The organism is Oleiphilus sp. HI0061, assembly GCF_001635675.1.
This window is the reverse complement of sequence record NZ_LWFE01001866.1, coordinates 1-885: the sequence shown is the minus strand read 5'-3', so window position 1 is coordinate 885 and position 885 is coordinate 1. Positions and strand designations below refer to the sequence as shown.

Here is an 885-nt window from a genome sequence, read left to right as displayed (position 1 = left end):
TTGAATTAATACAGACGAGTCGGTGGGTGCAACATGCTCGATCTGCGTATGAATCTGATCAAGAGCAGGCCCCTGGCCAATCATCTTGGCGTAGTTATGCTGAGACTGGATCTCATCCATCAGGTAGCGATTCTCGGCCTGTAATTGCTCCTTCAATTCTTCTACCTGACGCAGCCCAGACTTTAACTCTCGCTCTGAGCGTTTCCGTTCCGAGATATCCTTAAACACAATCACAGCACCGACTATCTCACCCTCATGCTCAATAGCTGTTGCGATATACTCTACAGGAAACTGCGAACCGTCTTTGCGCCAAAAAACCTCATTATCGACTTCACGCTGAACACCGTCTTTTACTGTTTGATAGACAGGGCAAGTATGCACTGGGTAATGACGACCATCTTCATGGGAATGATGATGAAACTCATGAACTATTTTGCCAATAAGGTCTTCTTCCAGCCACCCGGTCATTCGTTCGGCGGCTGGATTCACGAAAGTGGTTAAACCGTTTTTATCAAGACCGTAAACACCTTCACCAATAGACGTCAGGATAAGCTCGTAGCGTTTTTTCAGTGCATCCGATTCATTAGACATTTCGGTGAATGCCATAACTAGCCTCTCAACTTGCTCAAGTAGAAAGCTTAGGTTAACCCAATTCAAGCCAGCCGTCTTCAGTCCACTCAATAAAGCTCAATTGATCTAAAGCAAGGCTCGCCTCTAGCAAGCCTGATACGCTCATAGTTATTAAAAAACAGCTATAAACAAAGTAGTTATAAGCAAGATAGTCAGTAGTAAAATAACAACGACAGAGGCTAGAGCTCTATGCGCTATTTCCATGCACCGCTTTCCTTCGTATTATTACTCTCATCAACATTCCTTGCGACCGTC

General features: G+C 44.6%; 1 protein-coding gene. It reads right to left on the bottom strand.

Annotated elements, in window-relative coordinates; genetic code table 11:
• The coding region (locus A3735_RS28375; RefSeq protein ID WP_156499997.1) for a PAS domain S-box protein at positions 1 to 606 on the bottom strand (606 nt) is incomplete at its 3' end.
• Positions 607 to 885 lie beyond the last annotated feature (279 nt).